Source organism: Streptomyces fractus (assembly GCF_049844455.1).
Lineage (GTDB): Bacteria > Actinomycetota > Actinomycetes > Streptomycetales > Streptomycetaceae > Streptomyces > Streptomyces fractus.
The window spans coordinates 343,424-358,031 of the sequence record NZ_JBMYHI010000001.1 but is presented as its reverse complement, the minus strand read 5'-3'; the positions used below and the strand labels follow the sequence as shown (position 1 = coordinate 358,031).

The following is a 14,608-nucleotide window of genomic DNA, read 5'->3' as shown; positions in this document are numbered from 1 at the left end:
GCCTCAGCGCCCGGTCAGCGCGCCACTGCCGCCGAAGCACCTCGGGCGCGTCGCCGGTCTTCCTGCTCCAGTCCTCCGTAGCGATCTTGAACACCTCCGGAATCAAGGTGTTGCGACGACGAGTTGAATCCGCCTTCACTGCCGCGGTCCGCGTGATGGATGAGCTGTCCGGGCTCGACCTCGCGCGAGGCCAGTGCGTACTCGAGCGAGGACAGGACCAGGTCGGCGTCCGCGCGGGCCGAGGTCTCCCAGGCCACCACCCGTCGCGAGAACGCGTCGCGGATCGCGGAGAGAGCCACAAGGGCCCCTCGCCGGTGGCGATCATCGTGAGGTCGGTGACCCACAGCCGGTTCGGTCCGGGCGCGGTGAAGTCCCGCTAGACCAGGTCCGGGGCGAGCGTGGCCTTCGGGTCCCGGCGCGTGAAGCCCTTGCGGCGTGGGCTGAGGCCCGCGATGTCGGCCTCGCGCATCAGACGCTCGACCCGCTTGCGCCCGACATGCACGCCGTGGCGTTTCAGCACGGCGTGCACCCGCGGGGATCCGTAGATCCCGCCCGAGTCCGCGTGGATCTCCTTGATCTGTTCGGTCAGTTCCGCGTCCCGGCGCTTGCGCTCGCACGGATCGCGCTCCGCGCGGCGCCAGCGGTAGAAGGTGGAGGAGGCGATGCGCAGTTCCCGAAGTACGCACTCGACTCCCAGGCGGGGATGCTCGTCGATGAGCGCCGTCACCTGGGCCGGGTCGGGTCGAGTTGCGCCGCGAAAAACGCCGAGGCCGTCCGCGGGACCTCGTTCGCGCGCTTGAGCTGGACGTTCTCCGCAGGGCCTCGGGGTGCACACCGAGCTGGACGGCGAGCTTCTTGATCTCTGGCTTCGGCTCGGTGGTGCGATACATCCGTACCGCACGCTCGCGCAATTCGAGCGAGTATTTCCGGGGTGCAGCCATGGTCGATGTTCCTAATCAGTTCTGGGAGTCGGCCATCCGGCAGACTCCTGGCGGTAGCCGGCGGCAGGTGAGCACTCGTTGTTCCCGGATGTTGAGTCCTGATGAGAGACCGTGCCCCTGCCGTCCGGCCTGGAGAGTTGATCGCTGATGGGATGTCGTGCCCGCCGTTGCCGGCGTGAGCACTGCTTGATTAGGTCGCTGATAGTTCTCCGGCTGGCTGCTGAACGTGACCGGTATCGAGAGCGGGAGGATCGTTGCGACTGTTCGTGGGAGACGACTGGGCCGAGGACCATCACGACATCGAGGTGATGGACAGCTCCGGCCGGCGGCTGGCCAGAGCCCGGCTGCCCGAGGGTGTGGCCGGGATAGCCCGGCTGCACTCGATACTCGGGGAACTGGCCGGAGAGGACGCCGACGAGGTCGAGGTCCTCGTGGGCATCGAGACCGACCGGGGTCCGTGGGTACGCGCCCTGATCACCGCGGGCTACACGGTACTTGCGGTCAACCCGCTGCAGGCCGCCCGGTTCCGCGACCGGCTGGGGGTCTCCGGGGCCAAGAGCGATCCCGGCGACGCGCACGTGCTGGCCGACATGGTCCGCACCCACGGCCACGAACTTCGCCCGGTTGCCGGCGACTCGGCGCAGGAATGTGGCCACCAAAGCAGCGGCGATCCAGACGGCGCTGCGCGCCGACCACCTCGGCCAGCCGGAGGCGGTCACCGCCGCCTACGCCGCCTCCGTTGGCGCGCTGCTCGCCGTCCTTGACGTGCTGAACAGCCAGATCAAAGCCCTGCAAGGGCAGGTCGAGGCGCATTTTGGGCAGCACCCGGCTGCTGAGGTCATCCTCTCCCAGCCCGGGCTGGGAATCGTCCTCGGCGCCCGGGTGCTCGCAGAGTTCGGCGACGACCCCGCCCGCTACACCTCCGCCAAGGCCCGCAAGAACTACGCCGGAACCTCCCCGATCACCCGCGCCTCCGGCAAGAAGAAGGTCGCCCTGGCCCGCTACGTCCACAACGACCGGCTCATCGACGCCCTGCTCACCCAGGCGTTCAGCACCTTGCGCGTCTCGCCCAACGCCCACGCCTACTACCAGCGGCAACGAGCCCGCGGAGTCGGCCACAACGCCGCCCTGCGCCAGCTCGCCAACCGACTCGTCGGCATACTCCACGGATGCCTCAAAACAGGCACCCGCTACGACGAGGCAACCACCTGGTCGCATCACGCGGAATTGGCTACGAGTTGACATCTACGCTCCTGGGATGTCTCTCATGAGAACCATCTGACCCACTGTCAACAGACTCCGCATCTCGGGGAAGCTCACCCCTGGAACACCGCCTCGACGCTGCCCGCACCGAGTGGGAAGCCGGTGTCGTGCACGTCGTACGCGGCGGGAAGAAGCTCCTCAGCACCCGCCACCATCTCGCTGCCACCGACAAGACGCCCGAGCAGTGGCATATTTACTTACGGTCGCGTAGGTACCATGCGGGGATGAGCGTCGCCACCGAGCAGCCCGAAGCCCCAGCAGCCCAGCCCTCCGTGCTGAAGCCAAGACTGCGCGGCTGGCTGCACGCGGGCATGTTCCCCGCCGTGCTGATCTCGGGCCTCTTCCTCACGGCACTCGCGGACTCGACGCGCGGCCGGATCGCGTGCGCCATCTTCGTGCTGACCGCCTGCCTGCTGTTCGGCGTCAGCGCGCTCTACCACCTGGGGAACTGGGGGCCGCGCGCGGGCGGAATCCTGCGCCGCCTCGACCACGCGAACATCTTCCTGATCATCGCCGGCACGTACACGCCGCTAACGGTGTTGCTGCTGCCCGACGCCAAGGGGCAGTGGCTGCTGTGGGGCATCTGGGGGGCCGCCGCGGCGGGCATCATCTTCCGCGTGTTCTGGGTCGGCGCCCCGCGCTGGCTCTACACGCCGTGCTACATCGCGATGGGCTGGGCCGCCGTCTTCTTCCTGCCGGACTTCATGCGCACGGGCGGCATCGCGGTGCTCGTCCTCGTGATCGTCGGCGGACTGCTCTACAGCGCGGGCGGCGTCATCTACGGCATCAAGCGCCCGAACCCCTCCCCGCGCTGGTTCGGCTTCCATGAGGTCTTCCACTCGCTCACCCTCGCGGCGTTCGTCGTGCACTACGTCGCCATCTCGCTGGTCGCGTACCAGCACGGCTGACCCCCCCCTCCCCTCCACCTGGCCGCGGCTTCTCGTCGCGGCCTTTTTCATGCCCTCTTTCACGCCCTCCTGAATAATATTGACAGTCAGCCTTCTCCAAGCTGGCGGTGCTGACCACGAGTTGGACGGTCCTGCGTAACGACGAAGCTCCTGGTAGACGGGTTCTCGACCAAGATCACCCGTGTCCGCCAGGAGCTTCGCGTGCTTGTCTACCCGTCGTCTATCGATCTGTCCACTCGCACTCTGCGCTTCCTCGCCGGGCAACTGACCGCCCGGCGGAAGGAGATCGGCACGCGGTGGCGGCGGCTTCCCGCAGCGCGGCAGGCCCTCCTGGCCCTGGCCCACCTGCGGTGCGGTGACACCTACGCCCAGCTCGCGGCCGGATTCGGCATCGGGATCGCAACCGTCTTCCGGTACATACGCGAGGCCGTCGACATCCTTGCCGCCCTCGCCCCGTCACTGGCCGAGGCGATGAAGACGATCGGGGTGAAGACGTTCGTCATCCTCGACGGCACTCTGTTGCCGATCGACCGGATCGCCGCCGACACCCCGTACTACTCCGGGAAACATAAAGCGCCATGGCATGAACGTCCAGGTCCTTACCGATCCGTTCGGACGACTGCTCTGGGCCTCGCCCGCTCTGCCCGGCTCCACGCACGACCTCACCGCCGCGCGGCAGCACGGGATCATCGAAGCCGGGGCTTCCCCTTGAAAGCTGGACACGTCTTATGCCGCTTGCGGCAGGGTAGTTGATGGTTCGTCAAGGTGGTGTTCGTAGGCGATCGGGCTCTGTTGTCCGAGACGGGAGTGGCGGCGTCGGGTGTTGTAGCGGCCGGCCCAGCGGAAGGTGTCGAGGCGGGTCTGATGCGCCGATGGCCATGCCCTCGCGCCCTTGGGTGTCTCCCGTTTCAGGGACGCGTTGAACGACTCGGCGGCGGCGTTGTCCGCGCTGCTGCCGACCGCGCTCATGCTCCTGTGCACGCCTGCTGACCTGCAGGCTTCGGCGAAGGCCCGGCTGGTGTACTGGGCTCCGTGGTCGGCGTGGAAGATCGCGCCGGCCAGGCTGCCGCGGGTCCGCTCGGCGGCCGCCAGGGCGTCGATGACGAGCTCGGCCCGCATGTGATCGGCGATCGCCCAGCCCGCCAGGCGGCGTGAGCACAGGTCGATGACGGTGGCGAGGTAGAGCGGTTTCGCGCCGCTGACCGGCAGGTAGGTGATGTCGCCGACGTATTTGGTGTTCGGGTACTCGGCGGTGAAGTCCCGTCCGATCAGGTCCGGTGCCTTCGCGGCGGCCGGGTCCGCGATGGTGGTGCGGTGCTTCTTGCGCAGGCGGATGCCGACGATGCGGCGCCGGCGCATGGGGCGCTCGACGCGCTTGTGGTTGACGTGCTCGCCGTTCTCGCGGAGTTCTGCGGTGACCCGCGGGGAGCCGTAGGTGCCGTCGGAGTCCTGGTGGACTGTGCGTATTCGGGCGGCGAGTTCGTCCTCGGCCGCCACTCTCGCCGCCCGGCCCGGTGCGGCCTTGACCCAGTGGTAGAAGCTCGAGCGCGCGATATCGAGCACCGAACACAACCGCTTGACGCCGAAACGGCGCTTGAAGTCGGCAACGAACTGGAAGCGGTTCACGAGCGCGTCTCCCCGGCGAAATACTTGGCCGCCCGGCGCAGGATCTCCCGCTCCATCTCCAGCTCCGCGATGCGCTTGCGCGCCGCGGCGAGCTCGGCCTCCAGCCCCGTCACCGGCACCGCCGGGGTGGTCTTCCCGGCCCGGCGTCCGCCGTCGCCGGCCGCCCGCAGCCAGTTCCGCAGTGTCTCCGGGTTGATGTCCAGATCGGCGGCGATCTCCTTGATCGTCGTCCCGGGCCGCGACTGGCACAGCGCGACCGCGTCCGCCTTGAACTCGGCGGGGTAGTGCTTCATCCCCACAGGGACTCCGTTCTCCCGGATCCTCAGATCCAGTGTCTACGGTGTCCAGCTTTCAGGGGAATGCCCCAGGTCATCGAACTCCTCGTCCTTGAACACCACATCCAGCCGGTCCTGTATCAGCATCAACACCGTTCGCGCCGGGATCCGTTGGTAACTCCTGGCCCGGAAGGACATCTCCGGCCCTCTCCCCGGAACCACCCCGCCTCACTCCAGGGAACTGCCGAACAGGCGAACTGTCAGCACCCCCGGCAAGATCGCCAACAGGGTCACAACATTGACCCAAAGGCCCCGAGACCAAGGGCTTTAGCCCTTGGCGCAGGGCGCGACGTACACGCCAAGATGATCTTGGTAGGCACTCGCTCTGGGCAGGCATCAGCGCAGGGACGCTGGAAAGTCCCTTGACGCCGTCCAGCCGCTCGTCTGCCGTGCAGTGCTTCCCAGGAGAAGGGTGAGCCACTGAATGTGGAAGTACGAGTATTCGTTCTGGACCGATGCCGCCAGCGAGTCGATCTGGCCGCTGTACACCCACTGCGATCAATGGCCCTTGTGGGACTGGGCAATAACAGAGGCCACGTTAAACGGTCCGTTCCGCTCAGGAGCGGAAGGCACGGTGACGCCCCGGGGAGAACCCCCCATGCCTATCGCGCTCACCGATATTGCAGAAGGAACGGGGTTCGCCTACCGCGCCCGCATCGGCGAAGCCGCACACCTGCAGGCCCTGCACCACCTGACCCCGGTGGAAGCCGGAAGGTGGTCGACGCTGCCTGGCGGCGGCACGAAGATCACACACAGGTACGAGATCACCGGCCTCGCCGCAGGCCGGATCGCGCCGGGCTTCGCCACCAACATCGCGCACGCAGTGACGCGTCTGGCGGAACTGGCATGTCTGAATGAGGTAACGGAATGACAACGTCGGAACAAGCCCCACAGAATGCGCGGGGCCGAGGCCGCTTCCTGGCCAACCTCTTGAAAGAGGAGCGACGCTTCGCGCCGCCCGCTGACCTGGCCGCGAACGCCAACGTCACGGCCGAGGCGTACGAGCAGGCCAAGGCTGACCGGCTCGGTTTCTGGGCCGAGCAGGCCCGCCGCCTCACTTGGGACACCGAGCCGACCGAGACCCTCGACTGGTCGAACCCGCCGTTCGCCAAGTGGTTCAAGGACGGCAAGCTCAACGTCGCGTACAACTGCGTCGACCGCCACGTGGAAGCGGGGAACGGCGACCGCGTCGCGATCCACTTCGAGGGCGAGCCCGGCGACAACCGCGCGATCACCTACGCCGAGCTCAAGGACGAGGTCAGCCGGGCCGCGAACGCCCTGACAGAGCTGGGAGTTCGGACCGGGGACCGGGTCGCGGTCTACCTGCCGATGATCCCGGAAGCCGTCATCTCGATGCTCGCCTGCGCGCGCATCGGCGCCGCGCACTCCGTCGTCTTCGGCGGCTTCTCGGCCGACGCCATCGCCAAGCGCATCGAGGACGCCGACGCCAAGGTCGTCATCACCTCCGACGGCGGCTACCGGCGCGGCAAGCCGTCCGCGCTCAAGCCGGCCGTCGACGAGGCGGTCAGCCGCGTGGACGGCGTCGAGAAGGTCCTCGTCGTGCGCCGCACCGAGCAGGACGTGGAGTGGACCGAGGGCCGCGACGTCTGGTGGCACGACCTCGTCGGCCGCCAGTCCGCCGAGCACACGCCCGAGGCCTTCGACGCCGAGCAGCCGCTCTTCATCCTGTACACGTCGGGTACGACGGGTAAGCCGAAGGGCATCCTGCACACCTCCGGCGGCTACCTGACACAGGCCAGCTACACGCACCACGCCGTCTTCGACCTCAAGCCGGAGACCGACGTCTACTGGTGCACCGCCGACATCGGCTGGGTCACCGGCCACTCGTACATCACGTACGGCCCGCTCTCGAACGGCGCGACGCAGGTCATCTACGAGGGCACCCCGGACACCCCGCACCAGGGCCGCATCTCCGAGATCGTGCAGAAGTACGGCGTCACGATCCTCTACACGGCGCCCACCCTCATCCGTACGTTCATGAAGTGGGGCGACGACATCCCCGCGAAGTACGACCTGAGCAGCCTGCGCGTGCTCGGTTCCGTGGGCGAGCCGATCAACCCCGAGGCCTGGGTCTGGTACCGGAAGAACTTCGGCGCCGACAAGTGCCCCGTCGTGGACACCTGGTGGCAGACCGAGACCGGCGCGATCATGATCTCGCCGCTGCCGGGCGTCACCGAGGCCAAGCCGGGCTCCGCCCAGCGCGCGCTGCCCGGCATCTCCGCGACCGTCCTCGACGACGAGGGCAACGAGGTGCCGAACGGCGGCGGTGGCAACCTGGCCCTCACCGAGCCGTGGCCCTCCATGCTGCGCACCATCTGGGGCGACGACCAGCGGTTCATCGACACGTACTGGTCCCGCTTCGAGGGCACGTACTTCGCCGGTGACGGCGCCAAGAAGGACGAGGACGGCGACATCTGGCTGCTCGGCCGGGTCGACGACGTCATGCTCGTCTCCGGGCACAACATCTCGACCACCGAGGTCGAGTCGGCGCTCGTCTCGCACCCTGCCGTCGCCGAGGCCGCCGTGGTCGGCGCCGCCGACGAGACGACCGGTCAGGCGATCGTCGCCTTCGTGATCCTGCGCGGCAGCGCGAACGCGGAGGACGAGTCGCTGGTGGCGGACCTCCGCGCCCACGTGGGCACCGCTCTCGGCCCGATCGCCAAGCCCAAGCGGATCCTGCCACTGGCCTCGGTCCCCTACACGCGCTCCGGCAAGATCATGCGCCGCCTGCTGCGCGACGTCGCGGAGAACCGGGCGGTGGGCGACGTCACCACACTCGATGACCCCTCCCTCATGCACCTCATCCAGTCAAAACTGGCAACACCATCCGCCCCCACCGGCAATGAGCTTGATGTTTAGTACTGCAACGGCCTTTGTCCTGATGGCTGGGCAGTTTCTGGTGGTGTGTGCCCGCGTCGTTTGTAGTGGCTGATGCGGGCTTGGTGTTGTCGTCGGCGGCGCCAGTAGGACCAGTGCAGGATGTGGTCGATGTGGGGTGGTCGGCGGTGTGTGAGGCAGGTGGTCAGGCGTCGTATTTCGGCGAGGCTGAGGTGGATGAGCTGGGAGGATCCGTTTCTGCTTTGTCCGTGTCGAGCTCTCGGGCCCGCAGGACGGTCAGGCAGGCGTGGCAGCCATGGCGAGAGTCATGTGACGGTGCCAGCCGGGGTAGCGGCGGACTTGGTAGTCGCCCAGGCCGCATTCCTGCTTCGCCGTCTGGAAGCATTCCTCGACCGCCCACCTGCTTCCGGCGATGCGGATCACCTCGTCCAGCGTGGTGTCGGCGGGGCAATAGGCGATGTAGTAGGAGATCTGATCGGGCCGGCTAACGCTGCGGCGGGCGAGCACCCAGTGCCGGCGGTCTTCGCGGTGCCAGGGGCGGACTTCGACGCGTGCCCAGTCGTAGATGCGTTGCCCGTGGGCTCCCGCGCCGCAGGACCGGCGTTTCCACTTCTGCCGCGGCAGGCCGGTGAACAGGTCGTGGACGGGATGGTCGAGTGCCCAGCGGGTAACTACGGTGTCGTGCCTCGTGGTGGCCATGACGTGGAAGACGTCCGCCTGCTCGAGCTCGAACCGCCAGCCCTTACTGAAGCCGTAGGCGGCGTCCGCGGTCACCCAGCAGGCAGCGTCGTTGACCGCGCGCAGGGTGCGCTCCAGCGCGGACGCCTGCACGGCGTCCGGCACGAGCTTCACCTGCACGACGGTCTTCACGCCGTTCACTTTAGCATTGATCTATGTCACCTCGATGGGAACCAAACCCCAGCATCCGCAGGGGAAGAACAGTCATCTACACCCTCCACGCCCACTTGGTCTTCACACCGAAGTACCGGCGCGGACCCTTCACCGGCGAGATTCTTCGCCGTTGCGAGGACGTCATGCGTGACGTCTGTGCCGACTTCGGCGCGGAGCTGGTCGAATTCAACGGCGAGAAGGACCACGTGCACCTGCTCGTGCACTATCCGCCCAAGGTCGCCCTGTCCCGCCTCGTCGGCTCCCTCAAGGGCGTATCCGCCCGCAGGCTCCGCCAGGAGTTCCCCGAGCACATCCGCACGTACCAGTGGGCAGACCACTTCTGGTCCCCGTCCTACTTCGCCGCCTCATGCGGTGGCGCACCCTTGGCGGTGGTCAAGGAGTACATCGAAAACCAGAAGCGCTCGGAGTGAGGCATTCGCCTGCGGCCCACTGCTGCGGCGCTCCGCGCCGCTTACCCAAGGAAGCGATTCCTCCCGGGCGTGAACACCCGGGGTTCCTCGCTAGATCATGCTGAAGTCTGCGCCGCAGCTTGAGGTCCAGCTCGCGGCGCCGGTTGCGCTTGCGGCCGGAGTGTTGGATGCCTGCGCAGAGTTGACCCCGTAAGTGGGTCCACAGACGGGCGGGCCACAGTATGCACATACGCGGGCCGACAGAACCGAACCCGGACCCCGCCCCCGACACGTGAGTGCCCCGCCGATGCCATCGCCGGCGGGGCACTCACGCCCGGAAAGCAACGGCACCGGAGTCGCACCCCCGGACCGCCCGCATCCACCCTCATTGACCACGTCGTCGCAAACCAAAGTCAACAAGAACACACACGTTGCTCACCAAAGCGTAAGCGGGACCATCCTATATATCTAGTTTGTCCAATTTTCCCTGCAGGATCCCGACCCCACACCCGAGCGCAGCCTGCTACGCCCTCTGCTTGGGCAGTTGGCCCGCCAGGCCCCGCATCTGACGGCCCCGGCTCACGCCCTACTGGCGGATGCTCTCAGTGAGCCGCGCGCCTCCGTCGCCGCACGCGCACCACGCCGCTGATCGCCAGCGCCCCGAAGATCACGGCCGAGACGAGCAGCTGATCACGGCCGTCAGGGGTGGAGGCGAGCACCACGAAGATGCCCGCGATCGCAACCAGGACGAGATAAGTGAGGTACGGGAAGCCCCACATCTTCACCACGAGCAGCTCGGGTGCCTCGCGCTCCAGGCGGCGGCGCATCCTCAGCTGGGTGACGCAGGTGAGGGTCCACACGATCAGGATCGCGACGCTGGTGGTGTTCATCAGCCAGGTGAACACCTTGTCCGGCGAGACCATGTTCAGTACGACGGCGAAGAAGCCGAAAGCGCAGGACGCCATGACCGCCGACATCGGCACCCCCTTGACGATCTTGCGCAGGAAGGCCGGTCCCTCGCCGCGCAGCGCGAGCGAGTGCGACATGCGGGAGGCGCCGTAGATGTTGGCGTTCATCGCGGAGAGCAGTGCGACCAGGACGACGGCCTGCATGATCTTGCCGGCGGCGGGGATGCCGAGCTCGTCGAGGACGGCGACGTACGGGCCGTCGGTGGCGAGGGCCGGGGAATCCCAGGGAACCAGGGTGACGACGACCGCCATCGAGCCGACGTAGAAGATCGCGATGCGCCAGACGGCGGTGCGGACGGCGCGGGCGACGTTGCCGACCGGGTCGTCGGACTCGGCGGCGGCGATGGTGACGGTCTCCAGACCGCCGTAGGCGAAGACGGCGGTGAGCACACCGGCGGCCAGTCCTGACATGCCGGTAGGGAAGAAGCCGCCGTGGCCGGTGAGGTTGTCCATGCCGGGGGCGTCGCCGATGACACCGCAGATGCCGAGGACGCCCAGGATCAGGAAGGCCACGATCGCGCCGACCTTGAGGGCGGCGAACCAGAACTCCAGTTCGCCGAAGTTCTTCACCGCGGCCAGGTTGGTGAAGCAGAAGAAGGCCATGAACAGGGCCATCCACGCCTGTGCGGGCAGCAGTCCGATGAGATTCTCGGCGTAGGCGCCGGCCGCTACCGCCTCGGAGGCGACGCCGACGCAGAGCATGATCCAGTACGTCCAGCCGGACATGAAGCCGGACCACGGGCCCAGCTCCCGCTCTGCCTGCACGGAGAAGGAGCCGGAGGCCGGGCGGGCCGCGGACATCTCGCCGAGCATCCGCATGATCAGCATGACCATGAAGCCGGCGCCCGCGAAGAGGAGGACGATCGCGGGGCCCGAGGCGGCGATGCCGGCGCCGGAGCCCACGAAGAGGCCGGCACCGATCACGCCACCGAGCGCGATCATCGAGAGATGGCGCTGCTTGAGGGTGTGCTGGAGCTCCGGAGTCTCGCCGGGCTGCTTTGGCTGCGTGTCCGTCGGGGTCATCGTGCTGCCTGTTCACTGGGGGGACACAGAGGGCGACATTCTGGTTTATATATCTTGAAAGAGGATATAAACGCCTGCTATTCGGACGTCAGTGTCACGTTTGGTGACCGATCGTGCGCAACCGGGTGCGGTTCACGAACTTGGTATGGGTCCCCAACGGGGCGGGACTTCGCGGCAGCCGGGTACGCTAGCCGCGAAGGATGGCGTCCCGTCGGACGGTGCAGCCGGTCAACTGGTCGGCTTGTTGGTGGCGTTGGGTAGTGCGGGGCACTGTCCGGGAGCTCGAGGCAGATCTCGTCCATGCTGCCTTCGGGGAGGTAGCGGCGGGGGAAGGCGATCTACTCGTCGTGCTCTCAGCGCCAGAACAGAAGACTCGCTTCCCCCGACCTGACGACCGATGCACTACGAAAGAATCTCGGTCGCGGTCCTGCCCGGGAAGGATCGCATCCCGTTGTAGCGGTGTGGAGCACCGCAGCAGCGTGGGGCGCGGAGCGGTCTCAGGAGGGCCGGCTCGGAGAGTCCGGTGAGGAATATTCGGCGTTCGAATGCCGGGGCATGGGTGGGTGTGTAGCGTCGGGTGGGTGAAGTTGGCCGTGCAGGTGAAGTTGCTCCCGACGCCCGTGCAGGCGGCGGCACTTGAGGCAACCCTGCATACGTGCAACGTGGCGGCGACCTGGGTTTCCGAGGTCGCTTTCGAACAGGACGAGAAGTTCGTCTACGCCTTGCGCAAGCACACTTACGCCCAGGTCAAGGAGCGGTGGGGGCTGGGCGCGCAGGCGGCCCAGCACGTCATCAAGAAGATGTGACGCGTATACGACCCTCGAGGCGAACCTGGCAGCCGGGAACCTCGGCAAGCCCTTCTCCAAGCGCTACCGGCGGGCGGTGGAGAAGCCGGTGGCCTTCCGGCCCGAGGGCGCACAGCCCTATGACGACCGGATGCTGTCCTGGCAGATGGAGGACCGCACCGTTTCCATCTGGACGCTTGAGGGTCGGGTCAAAGGTGTGGCGTTCACCGTCTCCCCCGAGCACCTGGAGCGACTGGCCCGCTACCGCAAGGGTGAGTCGGACCTGCTGTACCGCGACGGCATGTGGTTCTTGAACGCCACCTGTGAGATCCTCGAGGCCGAACTGAACACCGGCGCAACCCAGTTCCTCGGCCTGGACCTGGGGATTGTGAACATCGCGACCACGTCGGACGGCGAGATCATGGCCGGGCGGCAGCTGAACCGCGGCCGGTCCCGCGAGCGTGGTTTGCGGACGAAACTGCAGCGCAAGAACACCCCGTCGGCCAAGCGCCGCTTGAAGAAGCGGCGGCGCAAGGAGGCCCGGCGGGCCAAGGACATCAACCACAAGATCGCGAAACATGTGGTGGCCGAGGCGACACGCACCGGTCGCGGAATCGCCCTGGAAGATTTGACAGGGATCCGTGATCGGGTACGGCTTCGCAAGCCCCAACGGGCCACCCACTCCTGCTGGTCCTTCGCCCAGCTCGGAGATTTCATCGCGTACAAGGCCCGCATAGCAGGGGTGCCGGTGGTGCACGTCGATCCGGCGTACACCTCGCGCACGTGCGCCGAATGCAGTCACGTAGACAAAGCGAACCGGGTCTCCCAGGCCTGGTTCGCGTGCCGGTCCTGTGGATTCGTTGATCACGCAGACCGGAACAGCTCCCGCAACATTCGCCAGCGCGGCGAAGTGTTGTGGCGACGCGGGGTGCAGTCAACCGCCCCAGGCCCACGCCGAAAACCACGGCGGGGGACCGGACGCAAACGCAGCACCACAGCCAGTGGCGCCCGTTGTGCAAGCCCAGGACTTTAGCCCCGGGTCGTTGACGCATGGGCCAGTTCCAGGAACTCGTGCAGGGCGTGTGCCGCTTCGAATGCGCACAGGCTGCCAGCCAGCAGGAGAGTGCCGGTGGCCAGCAGAAGGAGAGGTCGGCTGCGTGGCGGGGGCTGGAGCAACGCGGCCACCCGTCGAGGCACTGTCCCCGGACCGACCGCACGGTCGAGCAGGCCTAGGGCAACGGCCGGCACATACCGCCCGCTCTGGTGGCTGCGCTTGGTGGCGACGGCGGCTCTCGCGACGGTCTCGGCGACCGCCCGCCGGTTGCCGGTGTCCTCGGCGGCTTGTTCGTCGGCCCACCGTTCCACGGTGTACGCCACGGTGTTGGCCAGCGGTCGAAGCAGGGGGTTGGCCGCAGCGCACAAGTGAGTCAGAGACACGAAGGCGTAGTGGTGGTGGCGCAGGTGGGCGTATTCGTGCGCCAACAGGATCTCGCGGCCGGCGGGGCCGAGGGCGTCGAGCATGCCGTGGGAGATCACGATGCGGCCGGGCAGTCCGGGAACGGCGTAGGCGTGCGGGCCGTGGTCCTCGGTGACGACAACAGTGCCGGGTCCGGGCAGGCACGCGGCGTCGAGCGCCGCCGACCACAGTGCGCCGGCCCGGCGCACGGCCAGGCGCGCGGTGGCGGCGGTCACGAGCACGAGCAGGATGCCCGCGGCCACGGCCGCCGGCCAGGCGGTCGGGTCGTGGCGGGCGACGGCCTCGGGGGAATAGCCCTTCAGTGATTCCACCAGTGGGATACGGGCCAGTCCGGAGACGGTGAGCAGCCCTAGGACCAGAGTGCTGGAGCCTGCCAGGATCAGGGCGGCGGTGGTGAGGAGCCAGGTGGCCGGGCGCGGGTTCATCCGCCGGGCGAGGGGGCCGGCGGCGAAGGCTCCCACGGCGGGAAGCAGCAAAGGCAAGTACAGGGCGGGGCGCACGGTTGCCCTCTACTCGCCGCTGCCCAGCAGGGCCCGCAGGAGTTCTTCGTCGTCGTCCGACAGCTCGCCCACGAAGTGCGTGAGGACCGACGTGCGGTCCTGCCCCTGAGTCATGACCGTGTGCATGTGTCGTGCGGTCAGACCGGACTCGTCCGCGACTGGTGCGTAGGTGTAGCTGCGCCCTCGGGGTGAGCGTTCCAGCAGGCCGCGGGTCTGGAGGCGTGCCAGAGTCGTGGCCACCGTGGTGTGCGCGGGGGAACGGGTGAGGCGTTCGCAGACCTCGCCGGGTGTCAGGGGCTGACCGGCGGCGTGCAGGACGGTGAGGATCTCGCCCTCCAGGGCGCCGTTCGCGCGGCGCCGGCCCTCTGGGCCCGGCAGTTCTTCCTGAGCGCCCAATTTCGCCCTCCCGGTATGAGTCGTCTACGCTCACCGTATCTTCTATTCGCGCATAGAAGATACGGTACGTTCAGTGGCCCCAGCGCCCAGGGCGTTTCCGCGACCGCACAGCCCTGTCAAGGATGCCTGATGCCCGAGCCCTCCGGTTACGTCCCCCGACACTCCGGCCCCCGATGGCGGGCGCCACTCGTCCTGTCTCTGGTCGGCTGCACCTTGCCGACCGCCC

The 14,608-nt window shown here is 67.6% G+C and carries 11 protein-coding genes and 5 pseudogenes; 7 read left to right on the top strand and 9 right to left on the bottom strand.

Annotated elements, in window-relative coordinates; translation table 11 throughout:
- Positions 1-14 precede the first annotated feature (14 nt).
- The 3 genes and pseudogenes from ACP4E5_RS01705 to ACP4E5_RS01695 form a co-directional block, all read right to left on the bottom strand.
- Complete coding sequence (locus tag ACP4E5_RS01705; protein ID WP_425824956.1) at positions 15-299, bottom strand: DDE-type integrase/transposase/recombinase; 285 nt, start codon at positions 297-299, stop codon at positions 15-17.
- Between the two features lie 77 nt (positions 300-376).
- Positions 377-727: an IS3 family transposase gene (locus ACP4E5_RS01700; protein WP_425824868.1), complete on the bottom strand. Its 351-nt coding sequence runs from the start codon at positions 725-727 to the stop codon at positions 377-379.
- A gap of 94 nt (positions 728-821) precedes the next feature.
- Positions 822-941: pseudogene (locus tag ACP4E5_RS01695) on the bottom strand (transposase); the annotation flags it as partial.
- A 308-nt stretch (positions 942-1,249) separates the two neighbouring features.
- Between ACP4E5_RS01695 and ACP4E5_RS01690 the strand changes: the two are divergent.
- Positions 1,250-2,183: pseudogene (locus ACP4E5_RS01690) on the top strand (IS110 family transposase).
- A 74-nt stretch (positions 2,184-2,257) separates the two neighbouring features.
- On the opposite strand, the gene ACP4E5_RS01685 reads toward ACP4E5_RS01690, so the two are convergent.
- Positions 2,258-2,395: a hypothetical protein gene (locus ACP4E5_RS01685; protein WP_425824867.1), complete on the bottom strand. Its 138-nt coding sequence runs from the start codon at positions 2,393-2,395 to the stop codon at positions 2,258-2,260.
- Between the two features lie 33 nt (positions 2,396-2,428).
- On the opposite strand from ACP4E5_RS01685, the gene trhA reads away from it, so the two are divergent.
- Together trhA and ACP4E5_RS01675 are read left to right on the top strand one after the other, a co-directional pair.
- A complete protein-coding gene (gene trhA / locus ACP4E5_RS01680) occupies positions 2,429-3,112 on the top strand; it encodes a PAQR family membrane homeostasis protein TrhA (protein ID WP_425824866.1) in 684 nt (227 codons plus the stop codon).
- Positions 3,113-3,313: 201 nt separating this feature from the next.
- Positions 3,314-3,809 (top strand): annotated as a pseudogene (locus ACP4E5_RS01675) (transposase family protein); the annotation flags it as partial.
- A 29-nt stretch (positions 3,810-3,838) separates the two neighbouring features.
- Here ACP4E5_RS01675 and ACP4E5_RS01670 read toward each other — a convergent pair.
- A protein-coding gene (locus tag ACP4E5_RS01670; protein ID WP_425824865.1) for an IS3 family transposase occupies positions 3,839-5,037 on the bottom strand; the annotation gives its coding sequence in 2 pieces (ribosomal slippage) (positions 3,839-4,749 and positions 4,749-5,037; 1,200 coding nt in all).
- Between the two features lie 634 nt (positions 5,038-5,671).
- Between ACP4E5_RS01670 and ACP4E5_RS01665 the strand changes: the two genes are divergently transcribed.
- Entirely contained in the window at positions 5,672-5,944 is a 273-nt protein-coding gene (locus ACP4E5_RS01665) for a hypothetical protein (protein ID WP_425824864.1), read from the top strand.
- On the top strand, positions 5,941-7,953 hold the full coding sequence (acs, locus tag ACP4E5_RS01660; RefSeq protein WP_425824863.1) for an acetate--CoA ligase: 2,013 nt from the start codon (positions 5,941-5,943) through the stop codon (positions 7,951-7,953). The genes ACP4E5_RS01665 and acs overlap by 4 nt, the downstream gene beginning before the upstream one ends.
- Positions 7,954-8,116: 163 nt before the next feature.
- On the opposite strand, the pseudogene ACP4E5_RS01655 reads toward acs, so the two are convergent.
- Positions 8,117-8,709 (bottom strand): annotated as a pseudogene (locus tag ACP4E5_RS01655) (IS701 family transposase); the annotation flags it as partial.
- Positions 8,710-8,825: 116 nt separating this feature from the next.
- On the opposite strand from ACP4E5_RS01655, the gene tnpA reads away from it, so the two are divergent.
- Positions 8,826-9,254 carry an IS200/IS605 family transposase gene (gene tnpA, locus ACP4E5_RS01650; protein WP_425824862.1) on the top strand — a complete coding sequence of 143 codons (429 nt, stop codon included), beginning with the start codon at positions 8,826-8,828 and terminating at the stop codon, positions 9,252-9,254.
- A gap of 581 nt (positions 9,255-9,835) precedes the next feature.
- Here tnpA and ACP4E5_RS01645 read toward each other — a convergent pair.
- A complete protein-coding gene (locus ACP4E5_RS01645; RefSeq protein ID WP_425824861.1) occupies positions 9,836-11,224 on the bottom strand; it encodes an amino acid permease in 1,389 nt (462 codons plus the stop codon).
- 581 nt (positions 11,225-11,805) lie between these two features.
- Here ACP4E5_RS01645 and ACP4E5_RS01640 point away from each other — a divergent pair.
- Positions 11,806-13,042: pseudogene (locus ACP4E5_RS01640) on the top strand (RNA-guided endonuclease InsQ/TnpB family protein).
- Here the strand turns inward: ACP4E5_RS01640 and ACP4E5_RS01635 are convergent.
- On the bottom strand, positions 13,039-13,947 hold the full coding sequence (locus ACP4E5_RS01635; RefSeq protein WP_425824860.1) for a M56 family metallopeptidase: 909 nt from the start codon (positions 13,945-13,947) through the stop codon (positions 13,039-13,041). The pseudogene ACP4E5_RS01640 and the gene ACP4E5_RS01635 sit on opposite strands and share 4 nt — an antisense overlap.
- Positions 13,948-13,995: 48 nt before the next feature.
- Positions 13,996-14,382 carry a BlaI/MecI/CopY family transcriptional regulator gene (locus ACP4E5_RS01630; RefSeq protein WP_425824859.1) on the bottom strand — a complete coding sequence of 129 codons (387 nt, stop codon included), beginning with the start codon at positions 14,380-14,382 and terminating at the stop codon, positions 13,996-13,998.
- Positions 14,383-14,608: the final 226 nt, after the last annotated feature.